Here is a 14,396-nt window from a genome sequence, read left to right on the forward strand (position 1 = left end):
TACAATTTCGCGGATTGCTCTGACTTGATGCGACTTGATGCTACAATGGCGTCATTCGCGTCACCTGGACTCCGCATATGAGCGATCACTTCGCTACAAACCTCAAACTTGCCTGCAGCCACTACCGCTCTATTTCCGAAGTTTGCCGCCAGCTGTCGATCAACCGCGCGCAGTTCAACAAGTACCTGAGCGGGCAAAGCCGTCCGACGGCTTTCAACCTGAAGCGTATCGGCGACTTCTTCGGTGTCGAGGATTACGAACTGAACCTGCCCGCCGAGCAGTTCGCCCGTCTGATCGGTGCGCGGGTATCGCCCCAGGCCCAGCAGCCCAGTGACCCGATCAGCGAGTTGTTCCGCCCGTTGCACGAACATGGCGGCAACCTTTCGCGCTATTGCGGTTACTACTTCGAGTACTCCAACTGCATGTCGGTGCCGGGCACGATCCTCGTGTCGCTGGTGCACCTGTGGGAAGAACGCGGCCGTTTTCTGTTCGAGCGCCAGGAACGGCAGGAGCGCTCCAGCGCCACCGATCAGCATGCCGAGGTGCGCTGCCGCTACTTGGGTGCGGCGTTCCAGCTGCAGGACCGGATGTTCCTCATCGACTACGAGTCGCTGACGTTCAACGAAATGAGCCAGACCATCCTCATCCCCAGCTTCAAAAGCCGCATTACCCGGCTGAATGGCCTGAAGGCCGGTGTATCCAGCGGCGACCGGCGCAACCCGGCCTGTACCCGGGTGGTGTGGGAATACCTGGGCGAGGAGATCAATCGCATCAATGCGTATCGGCAGGTGAAACTGTACCGGCCGGATGATCCGCGTATAGATGACGATGTGCGTGAGCGGTTGAGTGTGGCGCCGTTGCGCAACGGTCTGTTCGAGATCGAGTAATGCTCAATGCCTCAAGCATTGTCGAGGATGAACGTTGCTACTGCGTCCGCAACCTGGTCCGCTATTGCGGGAGTACTGCGCAAATGAGCTGCGATGCCATGGTCGCAGTCGGTAAGAAACAGACATTGCAAACGCGACGCTGGAACTGCTCGCATCAAGGCGAGGGTAACTTCTTCAGGAATCGGGCTATAGCGTTCAGTGCCGGCAAGCCACAGGTTGCCAGCGCTGGTGCCGGGGCCTTTGCCGAATCGCTGGGAGTTGAGCCCGTCGTACTCGCCGATCACCATCAATACTCTTCCACGAAACTGGTTGAGGAAGGTATAGCTATCGCTCTCCAGAAAACCGAAAGGCTTGTTGATGGCGGCAGTGAATGCCGGGCCGAACGGCGCCTGGTGGGCATCGTCTGGATAAACTGCAGGGCAGATCAATACGATGCTGTCCACTTGTGGCAACTGTGCTGCAAGCTTAAGCGTAATTGCCGCGCCAAGGCTGTGGCCGATGAGCGTTCGGCATCGAGGCGCGATATGCGCGTGAAAACGCTTTGCTTCATCAAGGTTCGTCGCCAGTGACGGCGCCATTGCGCCTGGCTCGCTGGCGAGGCTGTGACCTGACAGATTGCCAGTGAGTGAACCAATGCCTGCGGCTTGCAGGCGATAAAGCAGGGGGTTGAGCCGGGTAAAGTCGGAACGCGCGCCCCCCAAAACGAATGCGGGGGCTGCGCGCTCGATATCAGGTACCAGCAATCGCGCCTGTTGCTGGTAGTTTTCAAAGACTTCATTGATGAACAGCTCTTTGCCCGGGGCGGGCTCGTCAAACTGCCACTTCACGCGCTGCGGGGAAGCCTTTTGAATGTGCATGGTGCTCTCTAGAAGAACTGGTTGAGCCATTCGCCGAGCGGGTTGCCGGTATCGAGCAGCAGTTTGAGTGCCATGATGCAGCAGACACTGACCAGCAGCGGTTTTATGAGGCGCGAGCCGAAGCGCACTGCGCAGCGAGCCCCCAATTGTGCGCCCAGAAAGGCGGCGAGCGCCATTGCCAGCGCCAGCGGCCAGATGATCGCCCCGCTGAGAGAAAAGACTGATAGTGCGCCCAGGTTACAGGCTGCGTTCAAAAGCTTGCTGGTGCATACGGCTTGAATGAGATGCTGGCCCAAGAGGACCACGCAGGCCAGCATGAAGAACGAGCCGACTCCGGGGCCGAAGATGCCGTCATAAAAGCCAATGATGGGTGCAGCCGTCACGCAGAATAGGCTAGTCGATACCTTTGCCTTGCGCGCTTGTTCATTCGGCTTTGGACTGAAGGCAAAGTAGGCGGCGATCAGGATCAGCAGTGGTGGGACGCACGCCTGCAAAACGCTTTTGGGGACGTAAGTTATCGACAAGGCCCCCAACGCCCCACCGATAAACGCCATGACAGCCATGGGACTGCCTCGTCTCCAGTCGATCATGCCTTTGCGGGCGAAGGCGCACGTAGCCGAAACCGTAGCCGAAGCTGCCTGGAACTTGTTAGTGGCAATAGCTGCCAAGGGTTCTACACCGGCAATAAACAACACCGGGAGCGTGATAAGGCCACCGCCGCCGGCGATAGCATCAAAAAAGCCGGCCATCAGTGCAACCAGTGCGAGTAGCAGAACAAACGTCAAGTCGATTTCGATCATGGGGTATTTTCCTGTGCTCAACCACGTACCAGCAGCGGGTCTTCAGCGAGCACCAACGGTACGGCGAAGGGGGAGTATCCGAATTGACGGATAAGCAGGCGCCGGTTGTCCTGGACCTTGTCGCGGCCGTGCAAGGCTCGGCTGTTGTTGATCAACAATGCGCTGTCAGGTTGCAGGGCAAACGTCAGCGGTTGTGCAGTGCTCAGTGCTTTTTGAAAGGCGTTGAACGCGCGCGCCGCAGCGCTGCAGGCACGTTCATTCAGACTGAAGCGATAGCTGTTGTATCGAACAGAGAAACCACCATTGGGCTCGAACTGCAGCATTGAAACTGCTTTGCCAGCACTGCCCTGTCCCTGAGCGAAGCAGTCACTGCGTGTGAAGTCGAAAGACTTTGAAGTCAGCGCAAGTGTGTCCAGGCTACTCAAGCGTTCGATGACTTCCCGGAGCGGGAAGACATTCGTAGGTTCATTGGCGGGGTTCCAGTGCGCAGTGAGAATCAGTGCTGAGGGCGCAGGGGAGTGAGCGTTGCTGGCGTTTGTTGAGCAGTTGTAAGGTGCTTCAGTGTGTGGCCCTAAGCGCAAGCCCGCATGCGAGCTGGTTTCAACCTCCAGGCAGGGATCTTCGTCGGGGCGTGGGACGCGGCCACCGCCCTTGAAGTTGCCGACCAGGCGGACCTGTTTGCCATCGTTGTCGATATCGAAGGCGAAACTGCGGTGGCGTACGAGCTCCAGCAGGAGTTGATTGCGCGAGGCAAGGTATTGGCAGCGAGGGCTTTGCGCCAGGGCGGTAATGTCGGGTAGGTATTCTGGTATTGGCTCGTTGGCACAGTACATGTGCCTGTACATCAAGGCAGATAGATGGCCTTCACTGAAGCGCTGTAGGAGCGCACGCTGTTCTTCACTCAAGGCTTTTTCGAGTTGATCGGCGAATATACGAGCCTGAAGTGCTACTCCTTTAGCCTCCGGTCCACCCAAATCAGCAAGGGTTTGGCTTGCAAAGGCTATGGCCTGGCTTTGCTCTGGGTAGAAATCCAGATAGGCAGCTTCCGAATGAGGCATCGAACGTTCCTTGTCGTTTTTGTGTGAAACTCCCTGGCTGGCAAGTGGGGAGTCGACTATTCAATGCAGTTATGCCGTGACGTGGTAGTCAGCCCATTCCTCGTGTGTCGTAGGAAATTTCTGTCTGTGGCGGTATTGAGCGGTGAAACTGTGGAATCACGCCCTGTGGCATCGAACGGGGCCGGTGTTGGACTTCCCGGGCAGGAAACCGCAAAATGACTCTTTTTTCTCATCAACCTCTCCGGATCTGCTGACTCTATGCGTATGCGCCTAATGCTGTTGGGTGGTGGCAATGCCCTCGGGCAAGCGCTGATTCGTCTTGGGGCCGAGGAGGACATCGCATTCCTGGCACCGCGCCCGCCCGAGAACGGCTGGGCGCCCTCAAGCCTCACTCAGTTGCTCGATGACCATCGCCCCGACGCGCTGGTGAACCTGGCCTATTACTTCGACTGGTTCCAGGCCGAGTCGGTCAGCGAGCAGCGCCTGGCCCAACAGGAGCGGGCGGTGGAGCGGTTGGCAGAGCTGTGTCAGCACCATCAGATCACCTTGGTGCAGCCATCCAGCTACCGTGTGTTCGATGGTTCGCGGGCCACGGCCTATAGCGAAAAGGACGAGCCAGTGCCGCTGGGCTTGCGTGGCCAGGCCCTATGGCGCATCGAGCAGAGCGTGCGTGCGGCCTGCCCGCAGCATGTGTTGCTGCGCTTTGGCTGGTTGCTGGACGAGAGCATCGATGGCGCATTGGGCCGCTTCCTGACCCGTGCCGAGCAACCACAGGAGCTGCTGCTGGCCGATGATCGACGTGGCAACCCGACGCCGGTCGATGATGCTGCCCGAGTGATCCTGTCGGTGCTCAAGCAACTTGATTGCAATGCGCCGCTGTGGGGCACCTACCATTACGCCGGCAATGAGGCGACCACGCCGCTGGCGCTGGGCCAGGCGATCCTCGCCGAGGCCGGTCAATACCGCCAGCTGGCCGTTCAGGCCCCCACGCCGCAGGCCCATGCCGCGCGCCCGGATGCCAGCGAAGAGCCACAGCACGCGGTACTGGCCTGCAAGAAAATCCTTCATACCTTCGGTATCAAGCCGCGTGCCTGGCGCGCTGGCTTGCCACCTCTACTGGACCGGTTCTACCGCCATGGCTGACGCCCCCATCCTGATCACCGGCGGTGCCGGCTTCATTGGCTCCCACCTGTGCGATGCGTTGTTGGACAAAGGCTACGCCGTACGCATTCTCGACGATTTCTCCACCGGCCGGCGAAGCAATCTGCAGGTCGACCACCCACGGCTGGAACTGATCGAAGGTGATGTTGCCGATGCAGGGCTGGTCACTCAGGCGGCGGCTGGCTGCCGTGCTGTGGTGCATCTGGCAGCAGTAGCGTCGGTTCAGGCCTCGGTCGAAGACCCGGTGCGCACCCACCAGAGTAACTTCATCGGTACCCTCAACGTTTGCGAAGCCATGCGCGTGCATGGCCTGCGTCGGGTGCTCTTCGCCTCCAGCGCAGCGGTGTACGGCAACAATGGTGAAGGGGAGTCGATTTCCGAAGACACGCCCAAGGCGCCGTTGACCCCTTATGCCGTGGACAAGCTGGCCAGTGAGCAGTACCTGGACTTCTACCGTCGCCAGCATGGTCTGGAGCCGGTGGTGTTTCGCTTCTTCAACATCTTCGGGCCACGGCAGGACCCTTCCTCACCGTATTCCGGGGTGATCAGCATCTTCTGCGAGCGTGCTGTGCAGGGCTTGCCGATTACAGTGTTCGGTGACGGCGAACAGACCCGGGACTTCCTTTATGTGGGCGACCTGGTGCAGGTGATGGTGCAGGCACTGGAGCAGCCGCAGGTCGAGGAAGGGGCGGTGAATATCGGGCTGAACCAGGCGACCTCACTGAACCAGTTGCTGGCCGCGCTGGAGAAGGTTGTGGGGAGCTTGCCAGCGATCAGCTATGCGGCGGCGCGATCGGGTGATATCCGCCATTCGCGAGCGGATAACCACCGGTTGTTGGCGCGGTTCGAGTTTGCGCAGGTGACGCCGATGGTTGAAGGCCTGACAAAACTTCTCGGTAAAGGCTGAACCCCTCGGGGCTGCTCAGCAGCCCTGACATCACCCATGCCGCACCCTTCTGCGCTGGCAATCTTCGGGATGTAAAACCCGCCCATCCTGGCCACGGACCTGCAATATCTCAAGCGCCTGCCCCGTCACGCCGTCCACCAGCTCCGAACGCGCTTCTCCCGCCTCGAACAGAAACCGCTCCCCCCACTGCCTCAAACCAACCACCACTGGAAACACCGACCGCCCTTTATCGGTCAGCACATATTCTTTGTAGGCACTACCATCCGACGCCGGCTGTGTCATCAGCAACCCACTTTCCACCAACAGCTTTAGCCGCGAGGTGAGGATGTTCTTCGCCAGCCCCAGGTTCTTCTGAAATTCACTGAAACGCCGTAGGCCGTCAAAGGCATCGCGCAGGATCATCAGCGCCCAACGGTCACCCAGCACCTCCAGAGCCCGGGCCACGGGGCACTGCGCATTGTTTTCATCGAGCATGGGGCAAGCCTGTCTTGATTATCTGGTTGCAGATTAAAACCACATTTGCTAAATAGCCAGCATGTGGTTTCAAATTGAAACCAGATTCCAGAGGCTTTGCCGGATGACACCTTCGCTGACACGCTGGATAACCCTGTTGCTTGCCACCACCAGTGCGATGGCTGTGGCGACGGTGTACTTCGCTCAACCGCTGCTTGAGTCGATGGCTGCTGAGTTGGGGGTGGCGCAGCAGCAGATTGGCTGGGTCGTTGGCGCGACCCAGGGGGGTTACGCCCTGGGGCTGCTACTGATTGTGCCGCTCGGGGACTTGGTCGACCGTAAACGTCTGTTGCTTGGCCAGTTGCTGTTCTCGGCGCTTGCGCTGGTCGGCGTTGGCATGGCGCCGAACTGGGCAATATTGCTGCTGGCTCTGGCTATCGCCGGGTTGATGGCAGTCATGGTGCAGGTGATGGTGGCTCATGCCGCGAGCCTGGCCTCACCTGGCCAGCAAGGGCAGGCGGTAGGCACCGTCACCAGTGGTGTGGTGCTGGGTATTCTGCTGGCACGGCTGGCTTCGGGCGGGCTCGCTGACCTGGCCGGTTGGCGAAGTGTGTACCTGGTCGCCGCAGGGCTCTTGATGCTGTTGGCGCTGGTGCTGTGGCGCAGTCTGCCCGGCGGGCAGCCGATGAGGAGTCGGCCGGGTTACCGGGCGCTGATCATGGCTCAGTTCAGCCTGTATCGGCACGACCGGTTGCTGCGCCAGCGCGGCGTGTTCGGTGTGTTGATCTTCGCCGCATTCAGCGTGCTGTGGAGTGCCATGGTCATGCCGCTCAGTGCTGCGCCGCTGGCGCTGAGCCATACCGAGATCGGCCTGTTTGGCCTGGCAGGTGTCGCGGGTACGCTGGCGGCTTCGCATGCCGGTCGTCTGGCCGACCTTGGAAGGGGGGAGCGTACGACCGGGGTGTCGTTGGCCCTGCTGACGCTGTCGTGGCTGCCAACAGCGTTCGTCGAGCATTCATTGCTGGCCTTCGTGCTGGGTGTGCTGATGCTGGACTTTGCCGTGCAGGCAGTGCATGTCACCAACCAGAGCCTGTTGCTGGTCGGACGTGGTGCGATGGCTAGCCGATTGATCGGCGCTTACATGTGTTGCTATTCGCTGGGCAGCGGTTTGGGGGCGGTGTTGGCGAGCTGGGTGTTTGCACACTGGGGCTGGGTTGCGGTGTGTGGGCTTGGCATGGGCATCAGTGCCGCCGCACTGTGCTACTGGCTATGGCTGCAACGCGCGAGGGCGGCCGAGGCCGCCCTGCAATGTTCAGGTCAGAACTTGTAGCCAAGGCCGACCATGTATACCCACGGGTCGACGTCGACGTCGACCTTGGTCTTGCTGTAGCCAAGGGCGGTCGGGCCGTTGAGGCTGGCCTTGGTGTCGATGTCGACGTACCAGACCGAGGCGTTTACCAGCAGGTTGTCGGTCAGCATGTAGTCCATGCCCAGTTGGCCGGCGATACCTACCGAGTCCTGCAGCTTGAGGTTGCTGAAGCCTTGTTCCTTGCGTGCGCTGCTCAAGTCTTCGTCAAAGAACAGGGTGTAGTTGATACCGACGCCAGCGTACGGCTGGAAGCGCGAATTTGGCTCCATTGGGTAGTACTGCAGCGACAGCGTTGGCGGCAGTTGCTTGATGTCCGCCAGCTTGCCGTCCAGCCCGCCGCCCAGACCTTTTACGCCGACGGTGTGCTTGAACGGGGTAGCTGCCAGCAGCTCCAGGCCGATGTGGTCGGTGAGCATGTAGGCAAAGGTCAGGCCCAACTGGGTATCGCTGTCCAGGGTCGCCTTGGTGCCCGACACCTTGTTGCCGTCGAACTTGAGGTCGCCGCTGCTCTCGTTCGGGGCGGTGGTGATGGCGCCTGCGCGCAGGATCATGTCCCCCGCCTGATAGGCGTGGGCGGCAGGGGCGGCGAGCGCAAGGGCCACAAGCGAGGCACCCAGCAAGGACTTGTTCATGGAAGCTCCCAAAGGACGTTATTAATCGAGTAGTCCAATGGTACGGAGCTGGTTAAACGGAAAGTTTGACCCAGCTCAACGAAGCGTCTTCACGAATTCGAAACAGTTCTCATCTCAGCTCATAAGCGTAGATTTTCTCGGCTTCCATCTGGTAGCCGGCGTCGGCCAACTCGCTGCTGGAAGCTCTAACCTGCATCTTTCCCTCGATCCAGTAGGGCTGGTAGAGGTCTTCGACGCGCACGCCCATCTCGCTGAAAATGTGAACGATCTGGTTCGGCGGTGGCGGCGGCACGTGGATGCACGCGCCATAGTAAGGGACCAGCAGGAATTCGGTGGTGCGGCCTTCTTCGCTGACCTCCAGTGGCACGATGTAGCCGGGAAGTTTGACCTGTTGGCCGTCGAGGCTTTTTACCACTGGCGCGTCGGGCGCCTGTTGGCGCGCGGGAGGTGCGGATTCGGCAGACAGGGCGTTGCTGAGCTGTGACATGTCGTGCAGCGGGGTGAGTTGCGGCGGGACGACCGGCGCACCTTCAGGGATCAGTGCGGGCCAGTCGAGCTCCTTGGGTTCGGCGGCCCATAGAGGCATCGCTACCAGCAACAGCAGGGCCAGCAGCATGTGCATTGCCGGCCTCTTCGCGGGCGTGCCTGCGAAGCAGGCGGTGAGGTGTTTGATCATTACGCGCACTCAGAGGTGTATGGACAGGCCGTCAGCCAGCGATTGCCGGTAAGCCCGCCACGCCGGCACGCTGCCCATCAGCAACGCGGCCCCCAGGATGATCGCCAGCAAGGTCCACTCATGCGCGCTCGGCAGCGCCAGGGGCAGATACAAACCGTAGTTGGCCTGCACATACCCCTGCGCCAGGGCGATCCCTGCATAGAGCAAACCCAGCCCGGCGAAAATGCCGACAGCCGCCAGCGACAGCGCCTCCAGTACCAGCAGCCCGGCGATATGCCACGGCCGTGCCCCGACCGAACGCAGTATCGCCATCTCCCGGCGGCGCTCATTGAGGCTGGTGAGAATCGCCGTAAGCATCCCGATCAAGCCCGTCAGCACCACGAACAGCGACACCACGAACAGCGCCTGCTCCGCGGTGCCCATCAAGCTCCACAACTCCTGCAAGGCCACGCCAGGCAGGATCGCCAGCAATGGCTCACTGCGATACTCGTTGATCTCCCGTTGTAGGCTGAAGGTGGCGATCTTGTTGTTCAGGCCCAGCATGAACGCGGTAATGGCGGCAGGTTGCAGGTCCATCGTACGCGCCTGATCGGCGCTGATCCGCCCGGCACCGCGGGCCGGTACACCGTTGTGCCAGTCAATATGGATCGCCTCCATGCCGGCCAGGCTGATATGCAGGGTGCGGTCGACCGGCGTGCCGGTACGCTTGAGCACACCGACCACGGTAAACGGCTTGTCGTCATGCTTGACCAGGCTGATTGCAGCTACGCCGTGGGCCAGCACCAGCTTGTCACCCAACTTGTAGTGCAATGCCTCGGCCACTTCGGCACCGAGCACCACTTCGAACGGGTCGCCAGCAAACTCCCGACCTTGGCTCAGTTCCAGGTGCTGGCGTCGGCCGTACTGGTAATGGCTGAAATAAACCGTGGTGGTGCCCATCACCCGGTAACCGCGGTGCGAATCGCCCAGCGAGATCGGAATAGCCCATTTTACCCGGGGGTCCTTGGCGTACTGTTCATAGCTGTCCCAGCGGATGTTGTTGGTGGCGTTGCCGATGCGGAACACCGAATACAGCAACAGGTTCACCGAGCCAGAGCGCGCACCGACGATCAGGTCGGTACCACTGATGGTGCTGGCGAAGCTGGCACGAGCCTCGGTACGAACCCGCTCCACAGCCAGCAGCAGGCACACCGACAGGGCGATGGCGAAGGCCGTGAGGCAGGCGGTAAAGCGGCGATTGGCCAGGCTGGCCAAGGCAAGGCGGAGCAGGTACATCAGGCCTCCCGGGGCTTGACGGCACGGTTGAGTTCAGCCAGGGACAGGTGGCGGTCGAACAGCGGCGCCAGGCTCTGGTCGTGGCTGACGAACAGCAGGCTGGAACCGGCGGCGCGGCATTCGGCGAACAGCAGGTGGATGAACGCTTCGCGGGTATCGGCATCCAGCGCCGAGGTCGGCTCGTCGGCAATCACAAGTTCGGGCTGGCCGATCAGTGCGCGGGCAGCGGCAACCCGCTGCTGCTGGCCGATCGACAGGCTGTCGGCGCGGCGCGCGAGCAGCGCCGGATCGCCCAGCCCCAGGTGCGCCAACAACGTGCTGGCGGCCTGGTCGACACTGCCATGGCGCTGCTCGGCGCGGGCCTTGCGGCTGTTCGAGAAACGGCAGGGTAGCTCGACGTTCTCACGCACTGACAGGAACGGCAGCAGGTTGAACTGCTGGAAGATGTAGCCGGTGTGGTCGACCCGGAAGCGGTCACGGGCGCCTTGGCCAAGGCTGCCAAGATCCTGGCCGAGCAAATGGATGCTGCCCTGATCGGGTACGGTTACCCCGCCCAGCAAACCTAGCAGCGTGGTCTTGCCACTGCCGCTGGGGCCTTTCAGGAACACCGCTTCGCCGGCATCCAAGCGGAACGCCGGAATATCCAGCAGCGGCGCCTGGCGGGGCCAGGCGAACACCAAGTCCTGCAGTTCAATCAACGCCTGGCTCATTTCAGAAGGCGACCACAGCCTTGGCTGGCGAGGTCTCGACGCCTTTCTGGCCATTCGGGCCGATCAGTTGCACATTGATTTTCTGCGTGGCCGGGAAGGTCTTGTACAGCGGGGTGAGGTCGATCTGGGCCAGTTTTTCCGGGGTGGCGCAGGTCAGCTGGTAGTGGGCATTGATGTCGCTGTGCACGTGGCCTTTCTCATGCTCGTCACCGTCGTCGTCCGCTTTGGCGGCGTCACCGAACAGCGGGCTTTCCAGTTCCTGCTGGTCTTCCTTGCAGCCTGCGGCCGCCGCGAGGCCGAACAGCTTCAGGGGTTGTTCCAGTTGCTGGCGCACGGCGGCGACCTTGGCCTTGTCGGCATCGCTGCTGGCGGCATGCTCGAAGCCGACCAGGTTCATGGCCGGGCTGTCCAGTTCCAGCTCCAGGGTATTGCCATCGAGCACGGCGTTGAGCTTGGCCACGCCATGCTCATGGGCGCCAAGAGTCCCATGGGCGTGATCGTGATCATGGTCATCGTGGGCATGGGCCACGGCTAGTGGCAGCAAGGCGAGGGACAGGGCGAGTAGCAGGCGACGCATGGACAACTCCGAGGCGGGCTGTAATATTGAGTTATGTTATAACAAATTTTCTGCCGGCTGCCAGCCTGGGTGGTGCAGGTTTCATGTTCCTGTAGCATGGGTGCATTGACCTTGTTCAAAGGATGCATCGTGAGAATTCGTGGACAGATTGGTGACTGGCCGGTGGACCTGACCATTGAGCTGGCGCCTGAAGAGTGGGCGCAGCTGGGGCGAGAAGTGCCGAGACAGGAAGTGACTGCAGAAGCAGCCCCGATGATCACTGCTGTGCCTGGTCAGGAAGATGGGCAGTGGGCACGTGCGCGTGAGCTACTGCAGCAGGCAGGGCATCTCAGAGGCCCCCAGTTGCTGGAGCAACTGGAGGCGCTGGTAGGTAGTGTCGGCGCGGGTAAACGACTGTTGGTCAGGCTGCGACATAGTCCGGATGTGAGGGTGGAGAGCGCCGGTGATGCGCCGGTTTACCATTGGGTTGGCCCAGGCAAGGCCGACTGACCTGTCATTTTTGCCAGTTGCGAAGTATTGACGTGCTGGTACAAGTTACCAGCACGTCAATATCACCGGTGGCCAAAGTGGATATCAACGAAGTCGTAAGTGGAGAAACGCTCTCAGGTGTAGACAACCTCTACGGCTGGCCTTTCATACTGTTTTTCAATAGGGTTGAGTTCAATCGATATTGGAATGCTCATGTGCTTGCGCCGCAAGGCCTAGGGTTCACCTCAGCGAATATCGAGTTTGAAATCAAAACATCAACGCAAACGACAGAGTTCTATCGCTGCGCCTTGGGGCCGTCAAGATTGCAGATGCTCGGCGGTGAAGGCCGGCCAGCCCGGCTGGTGGTTAGGCGGAAAATCCTTTCCTGCGTAAATCTTCACCTGTACCGATCACTAGGTGCGCCTAAAAGAATGGTTACCGAAGTGCGGCACATCCTGGAGGAGCAGGGCATTGAGCTTTGCCTGGAAATAGACATCGATTCCAACGTTGGTGTATATGAAAGTGAGGGTGGGGTAACACTAGGATGGGCTAACAACCCCGTATTCTATCTTTCCAGTACGTATGACGGCTCGCTCCGTGATGAGCTGGGGGCGTTGCCCTATGCCCTGTATTTCAGGGGGCGTGCTGATTCCGATAAATTCATCCAGTTGGATCGAATCCATCCACTGAGCGATAATGTACTCAAGCCCCTGCATTTTCAGCTTCGCTCAGTAGACCCAGAGTCGACGTGGATTGCTCTGCATCCTTTGGTTGAGCGGAACGGTCGCGGTGTGTTTCCGAATACCTATCCGCCTATTCCTGAATCAAGGGCAGGGGTGTCCATCCTCCTTGATTCGAGACGTTACTCATCACTGAACGAGCAAGATATCCATGACTGCCCCAGCCTTTTGCTCCCAGCGGGGCTAATGCGTGGTGGGGCCTGGCAGTGGGATGGCGCCATCGTGAAGAGCGCCTATGAGCCTCAAACGAATGTGCGCACACTCGCACAGCCCGAAGTTGAAGGTGAGCATTTTGGCCTTACCCCCTTGGTGCGGGTAATAAATGGCAGTGACACAGTAACGCTAAAACTTTTGCCCAGTGGTGCCATCGATCAGCCGCCCCTCTGGTGGAGTCAATACGACGGGCGGGTAGATCCAGAGGGTTGGGCGTGCACGTTCATACCCCGCAACTGGCTATCACGCAGCAATCATGACGACGCTGAATCTGCGGAGCAGGAAACCCGTGGTATCGAGCGGGTCTGCGAATATTGCGTGGTTCAGGCGAGCGTGGCATCCAGTAACTTTACGTCCACGATTGTCGTCCTGCGAGGCGCGCCGAGCGGTTACTTTCGTGCGGCGCTGTGGGGGGGCGTTATAAGTTTGAAATTGTGCTATCAAGTAGGTAACGAAGAAGTTGCAGTCCCTTTGAGCAACATTTCATGGAATGGACATAACTGCTTTATCACTGGCGGCGGCGCGATAGAGCCCTTTGGAGATGAACCCTATTGTATTGTACGGGCGCACGATACACGGAATGAGCATATCTGGGCAGTGCTGGTCTTACCCGTCCCGCTTGTTGATGCGGAGACTGTTTTAAGCTTTGGTATTGCCTGAGGCATGTAGAACCCGTTGAAGCGGCTGCCTGATGCCAGGCAGTCGCCCCCGGTGTCGGTTGTCAATACATTGCAGCGAACAGCTTGCGGCGGTAGGCATTGACCAGCGGGTGATCGTTACCCAGCAATTCGAATACCTGCAACAACGCCTTCTGCGGCAACCCGTTCTCGTAGCTTCGATTACGCTGGAACAGCTTCAGCAGGCTGTCCAGAGCTGGCTCGTACTGCTGGCGTGCCAGTTGCTGAATGCTCAGCTGATAGGTCGCCTCATCATCCTGCGGGTTTTGCGCCAGGCGGCTTTTCAGGTCGGCCACTTCCGGTAGGCTGGCAGCCTGGCGCAGGAAGGTCAGCTGGGCCTTGGCGCCGGCCAGCGCGGCCTTGTGCTCATCCGTCTTGACGGCATCCAGCACCACTTGGGCTTCGCCCAGCTCCCCACGCTCGGCCAGGCAGCGGGCGTACAGAATCAGCGCCTCGGCATTGTTGTTGTCTTCACCCAGCAGTGCCTGCAGCAGGGCTTCGGCCTCGGCAAAGCGGCTTTCGGCAAACAGCGACTTGGCTTGCTCCAGTGGCGAAGCAGTGGGGGCGGCGGGCAGTTGCACGTGCGGCTCGAGCATGGCGCGGATCGCTGATTCCGGCTGTGCTCCGGCAAAACCGTCGACCGGCTGGCCATCCTTGAACAGCACCACGGTCGGCAGGCTGCGTATGCCGAACTGGGCTACCACTTGCTGCTCGATGTCGCAGTTGATCTTGGCCAGCAGCAGCTCGCCCTGGTAACCCTCGGCGATCTTCGCCAGCAACGGCATCAGTGCCTTGCACGGCGCGCACCACTCGGCCCAGAAGTCCACCAGCACCGGCTTGTGGAAGGAGTTTTCGATCACCAGCTGTTGGAAGGTGGCATCGGTGGCATCGAAGATGTACGGCGTTTCCTGACTCATCGCGACTCTCGCAAATCCG

16 protein-coding genes are annotated in these 14,396 nt (G+C 60.2%); 6 read left to right on the forward strand and 10 right to left on the reverse strand.

Annotated elements, in window-relative coordinates; translation table 11 throughout:
* Positions 1 to 77: 77 nt before the first annotated feature.
* Positions 78 to 887, forward strand: a complete 810-nt coding sequence (locus ACZ889_RS06510; protein ID WP_014589490.1) for a helix-turn-helix domain-containing protein — start codon at positions 78 to 80, stop codon at positions 885 to 887.
* An 11-nt stretch (positions 888 to 898) separates the two neighbouring features.
* Here the strand turns inward: ACZ889_RS06510 and ACZ889_RS06515 are convergent, their stop codons facing one another.
* The 3 genes from ACZ889_RS06515 to ACZ889_RS06525 are packed head-to-tail and all read right to left on the reverse strand — an operon-like array spanning position 899 to position 3,602.
* The gene (locus ACZ889_RS06515; RefSeq protein WP_476257252.1) at positions 899 to 1,744 is read right to left on the reverse strand and encodes an alpha/beta hydrolase; all 846 of its coding nucleotides are present in this window, start codon (positions 1,742 to 1,744) and stop codon (positions 899 to 901) included.
* Between the two features lie 8 nt (positions 1,745 to 1,752).
* Entirely contained in the window at positions 1,753 to 2,544 is a 792-nt protein-coding gene (locus ACZ889_RS06520) for a TSUP family transporter (protein ID WP_014755162.1), read from the reverse strand.
* Between the two features lie 17 nt (positions 2,545 to 2,561).
* Positions 2,562 to 3,602, reverse strand: a complete 1,041-nt coding sequence (locus ACZ889_RS06525) for a Fe(II)-2OG oxygenase family protein (protein ID WP_180688930.1) — start codon at positions 3,600 to 3,602, stop codon at positions 2,562 to 2,564.
* Positions 3,603 to 3,860: 258 nt separating this feature from the next.
* Between ACZ889_RS06525 and ACZ889_RS06530 the strand changes: the two genes are divergently transcribed.
* Together ACZ889_RS06530 and ACZ889_RS06535 are read left to right on the forward strand one after the other, a co-directional pair.
* A complete protein-coding gene (locus ACZ889_RS06530; RefSeq protein ID WP_003255419.1) occupies positions 3,861 to 4,745 on the forward strand; it encodes a sugar nucleotide-binding protein in 885 nt (294 codons plus the stop codon).
* A complete protein-coding gene (locus ACZ889_RS06535) occupies positions 4,738 to 5,670 on the forward strand; it encodes an NAD-dependent epimerase/dehydratase family protein (RefSeq protein WP_180688929.1) in 933 nt (310 codons plus the stop codon). The genes ACZ889_RS06530 and ACZ889_RS06535 overlap by 8 nt, the downstream gene beginning before the upstream one ends.
* A gap of 30 nt (positions 5,671 to 5,700) precedes the next feature.
* Here ACZ889_RS06535 and ACZ889_RS06540 read toward each other — a convergent pair whose 3' ends face one another.
* Positions 5,701 to 6,144, reverse strand: a complete 444-nt coding sequence (locus tag ACZ889_RS06540; RefSeq protein WP_010951791.1) for a winged helix-turn-helix transcriptional regulator — start codon at positions 6,142 to 6,144, stop codon at positions 5,701 to 5,703.
* 103 nt (positions 6,145 to 6,247) lie between these two features.
* Here ACZ889_RS06540 and ACZ889_RS06545 point away from each other — a divergent pair, with 103 nt between their 5' ends.
* Positions 6,248 to 7,453 carry an MFS transporter gene (locus tag ACZ889_RS06545; protein WP_180688928.1) on the forward strand — a complete coding sequence of 402 codons (1,206 nt, stop codon included), beginning with the start codon at positions 6,248 to 6,250 and terminating at the stop codon, positions 7,451 to 7,453.
* Here ACZ889_RS06545 and ACZ889_RS06550 read toward each other — a convergent pair.
* The 5 genes from ACZ889_RS06550 to ACZ889_RS06570 form a co-directional block, all read right to left on the reverse strand.
* Entirely contained in the window at positions 7,441 to 8,124 is a 684-nt protein-coding gene (locus ACZ889_RS06550; protein WP_476257253.1) for an OmpW/AlkL family protein, read from the reverse strand. The genes ACZ889_RS06545 and ACZ889_RS06550 overlap by 13 nt on opposite strands.
* Before the next feature lie 109 nt (positions 8,125 to 8,233).
* Positions 8,234 to 8,746: a DUF3299 domain-containing protein gene (locus tag ACZ889_RS06555; protein ID WP_180688927.1), complete on the reverse strand. Its 513-nt coding sequence runs from the start codon at positions 8,744 to 8,746 to the stop codon at positions 8,234 to 8,236.
* A 63-nt stretch (positions 8,747 to 8,809) separates the two neighbouring features.
* Positions 8,810 to 10,075: an ABC transporter permease gene (locus ACZ889_RS06560; RefSeq protein WP_180688926.1), complete on the reverse strand. Its 1,266-nt coding sequence runs from the start codon at positions 10,073 to 10,075 to the stop codon at positions 8,810 to 8,812.
* Positions 10,075 to 10,785: an ABC transporter ATP-binding protein gene (locus ACZ889_RS06565; RefSeq protein ID WP_180688925.1), complete on the reverse strand. Its 711-nt coding sequence runs from the start codon at positions 10,783 to 10,785 to the stop codon at positions 10,075 to 10,077. The genes ACZ889_RS06560 and ACZ889_RS06565 overlap by 1 nt, the downstream gene beginning before the upstream one ends.
* Position 10,786: 1 nt before the next feature.
* Positions 10,787 to 11,362: a DUF2796 domain-containing protein gene (locus tag ACZ889_RS06570; RefSeq protein ID WP_110745240.1), complete on the reverse strand. Its 576-nt coding sequence runs from the start codon at positions 11,360 to 11,362 to the stop codon at positions 10,787 to 10,789.
* Positions 11,363 to 11,491: 129 nt separating this feature from the next.
* On the opposite strand from ACZ889_RS06570, the gene ACZ889_RS06575 reads away from it, so the two are divergent.
* Both ACZ889_RS06575 and ACZ889_RS06580 read left to right on the forward strand, forming a co-directional pair.
* On the forward strand, positions 11,492 to 11,851 hold the full coding sequence (locus ACZ889_RS06575; RefSeq protein ID WP_180688924.1) for a hypothetical protein: 360 nt from the start codon (positions 11,492 to 11,494) through the stop codon (positions 11,849 to 11,851).
* A 77-nt stretch (positions 11,852 to 11,928) separates the two neighbouring features.
* Positions 11,929 to 13,443 (forward strand): hypothetical protein, encoded by a 1,515-nt coding sequence (locus ACZ889_RS06580; protein ID WP_180688923.1) that lies wholly within the window; start codon positions 11,929 to 11,931, stop codon positions 13,441 to 13,443.
* Between the two features lie 61 nt (positions 13,444 to 13,504).
* Here the strand turns inward: ACZ889_RS06580 and trxA are convergent, their stop codons facing one another.
* Positions 13,505 to 14,377, reverse strand: coding sequence for a thioredoxin (gene trxA / locus ACZ889_RS06585; protein WP_180688922.1), 873 nt, complete (start codon positions 14,375 to 14,377; stop codon positions 13,505 to 13,507).
* Between the last annotated feature and the right edge of the window lie 19 nt (positions 14,378 to 14,396).

The sequence above is a fragment of the Pseudomonas sp. TE3895 genome, assembly GCF_056278855.1.

Bases quoted from the DNA above. Each gene is read 5' to 3' on its own strand.
- ACZ889_RS06510 (WP_014589490.1), top strand. From the start codon at position 78: ATGAGCGATCACTTCGCTACAAACCTCAAACTTGCCTGCAGCCACTAC.
- ACZ889_RS06515 (WP_476257252.1), bottom strand. From the start codon at position 1,744: ATGCACATTCAAAAGGCTTCCCCGCAGCGCGTGAAGTGGCAGTTTGAC.
- ACZ889_RS06520 (WP_014755162.1), bottom strand. From the start codon at position 2,544: ATGATCGAAATCGACTTGACGTTTGTTCTGCTACTCGCACTGGTTGCA.
- ACZ889_RS06525 (WP_180688930.1), bottom strand. From the start codon at position 3,602: ATGCCTCATTCGGAAGCTGCCTATCTGGATTTCTACCCAGAGCAAAGC.
- ACZ889_RS06530 (WP_003255419.1), top strand. From the start codon at position 3,861: ATGCGTATGCGCCTAATGCTGTTGGGTGGTGGCAATGCCCTCGGGCAA.
- ACZ889_RS06535 (WP_180688929.1), top strand. From the start codon at position 4,738: ATGGCTGACGCCCCCATCCTGATCACCGGCGGTGCCGGCTTCATTGGC.
- ACZ889_RS06540 (WP_010951791.1), bottom strand. From the start codon at position 6,144: ATGCTCGATGAAAACAATGCGCAGTGCCCCGTGGCCCGGGCTCTGGAG.
- ACZ889_RS06545 (WP_180688928.1), top strand. From the start codon at position 6,248: ATGACACCTTCGCTGACACGCTGGATAACCCTGTTGCTTGCCACCACC.
- ACZ889_RS06550 (WP_476257253.1), bottom strand. From the start codon at position 8,124: ATGAACAAGTCCTTGCTGGGTGCCTCGCTTGTGGCCCTTGCGCTCGCC.
- ACZ889_RS06555 (WP_180688927.1), bottom strand. From the start codon at position 8,746: ATGCACATGCTGCTGGCCCTGCTGTTGCTGGTAGCGATGCCTCTATGG.
- ACZ889_RS06560 (WP_180688926.1), bottom strand. From the start codon at position 10,075: ATGTACCTGCTCCGCCTTGCCTTGGCCAGCCTGGCCAATCGCCGCTTT.
- ACZ889_RS06565 (WP_180688925.1), bottom strand. From the start codon at position 10,785: ATGAGCCAGGCGTTGATTGAACTGCAGGACTTGGTGTTCGCCTGGCCC.
- ACZ889_RS06570 (WP_110745240.1), bottom strand. From the start codon at position 11,362: ATGCGTCGCCTGCTACTCGCCCTGTCCCTCGCCTTGCTGCCACTAGCC.
- trxA (WP_180688922.1), bottom strand. From the start codon at position 14,377: ATGAGTCAGGAAACGCCGTACATCTTCGATGCCACCGATGCCACCTTC.